The organism is Sandarakinorhabdus rubra (assembly GCF_010994245.1).
In the GTDB taxonomy this organism is placed as follows: domain Bacteria; phylum Pseudomonadota; class Alphaproteobacteria; order Sphingomonadales; family Sphingomonadaceae; genus Sandarakinorhabdus; species Sandarakinorhabdus rubra.
Map to the genome: position 1 here is coordinate 1 of NZ_WMHO01000352.1, position 1480 is coordinate 1480.

The 1480-nt window shown below is 66.4% G+C and carries 3 protein-coding genes; 1 reads left to right on the plus strand and 2 read right to left on the minus strand.

The genetic code is table 11. The features are described from left to right. Positions 1–285: 285 nt before the first annotated feature. Positions 286–564 carry a YciI family protein gene (locus GJV64_RS14360; RefSeq protein ID WP_164158146.1) on the minus strand — a complete coding sequence of 93 codons (279 nt, stop codon included), beginning with the start codon at positions 562–564 and terminating at the stop codon, positions 286–288. Between the two features lie 195 nt (positions 565–759). Between GJV64_RS14360 and rpmB the strand changes: the two genes are divergently transcribed. Next, a complete protein-coding gene (gene rpmB / locus GJV64_RS14365; protein WP_164158148.1) occupies positions 760–1047 on the plus strand; it encodes a 50S ribosomal protein L28 in 288 nt (95 codons plus the stop codon). A gap of 63 nt (positions 1048–1110) precedes the next feature. On the opposite strand, the gene GJV64_RS14370 is transcribed toward rpmB, so the two are convergent. Then, positions 1111–1480, minus strand: a 370-nt coding sequence (locus GJV64_RS14370; protein WP_164158150.1) for an esterase-like activity of phytase family protein, incomplete at its 5' end; no start/stop codon positions are given.

The window sequence follows — 1480 nt, forward strand, 5'->3', positions numbered from 1 at the left end:
GGGCTCGTGCTGTAGCGCGGCCAGCGCGCGGGCCGCGCGCGGTCTCGCGCAAGGCCGGCCGGGCTGGCTGCCGGGCCTCTGCCCGGCAGAACAGCTTCGACGGCGTGGCTTTGCCACGCTCTTTCCTCTTCTTTCTGTTTTGACTTGATACTGAAAGGACAGAGCGGCGTGGCAAAGCCACGCCGTCGGACGACCCACGAAAAACCCGGCTAGAGAGCCGGGTATTTTGATCGCCGGCCGGCCGTGGCGGAGTCGGCAAATAGCTCCGCTATTTGCGCGCCCGCCTTACGGCAGCACCTTATGCCAGTTCGTCACCGACCGGCTCTCGAACAGCCCGGCCAGATGATAGGGATCAGCGTTGGCAAAGGCGATCGCCGCGTCGCGATCATCGAACTCCATGATCAGCAGCGAGCCCATCGTGCGGCCATCGGGGCGCAGCAGCGGCCCGGCGACCAGCACCTTGTCCTTGTGGGCATTGACGTGCGCCAGATGGGCGGGCCGGTTCTCGGCGCGCAGTTCGGCCGAATCCGGGCGGTCGATGCAATGTATGGCGAACCAGGGCATGAACAAAAACTTGCATGTGTGAATGGCCACGTCCAGCCCCCAATGCAGCAGTCCATCTGCGCCCTGCGACGGTTGACGTGCCGGCGATGCTGGGCTATGCGCCGCCCCCTGTTGCGATACGCCCTCATTGCAGGGCTTGCCGCGTTCACAGATTCGATTTTCACCGACCGCACTTCGATCAAGGACGTTTCCGCCATGTCGCGCGTTTGCGAACTGACCGCCAAGGGCCGCCAGATCGGCCACAACGTGTCCCATGCCAACAACAAGACCAAGCGCACCTTCCTGCCCAACTTGCAGCATGTGACGCTGATCTCGGATGCGCTGGGTCGCTCGGTGCGCCTGCGCGTCTCGATGAACGGGCTGCGTTCGGTCGAGCATGTCGGCGGCCTCGACAACTGGCTGCTGAAGACCCGCGACGAGCAGCTGTCGGACCGCTGCGTCAAGCTGAAGAAGGAAATCGCCAAGAAGCTGGCCGCCGCCTGAGGGCGCGATCAGAGTGGCTCTGAAAGGGGCGGCGCCGGGCAACCGGCGCCGCCCCTTCGCTGTTCAGGGCATTTGGCCGTCCAGCGGCGCCGCGATCACCAGCCGCATCAGCAGCGTGCGCTGCAGGCCTGAGAAATTGTTGTCCGATACGACATAGAGCACCGGCTGCCCCTGCTCGCGAGTCAGCGCCAGCCCTTCCATGTTGTCCACCGGCCACGGCCCTTCGCGGCCCCAGCGGGCAAGGAGGCGCCCCGGCGCAGGCCGGCCGGCCCTGATGGCCGGGAGATCGACCAGCGTGATCGCCGCCGCGTTCGACACGCCGTTGTACAGCCGGTGCAGCAGCAGCAACCGGCCATCGGGCAGCGGCGCCGCATCGGTGGGCGAGAAGCCGGGCAGGCCGGGGATCGCAAGCGTGCGTGTGGCGCCATCGGCG

Coding starts and splice junctions, on each gene's coding strand:
- GJV64_RS14360 (WP_164158146.1), bottom strand. CDS start 564: ATGCCCTGGTTCGCCATACATTGCATCGACCGCCCGGATTCGGCCGAA.
- rpmB (WP_164158148.1), top strand. CDS start 760: ATGTCGCGCGTTTGCGAACTGACCGCCAAGGGCCGCCAGATCGGCCAC.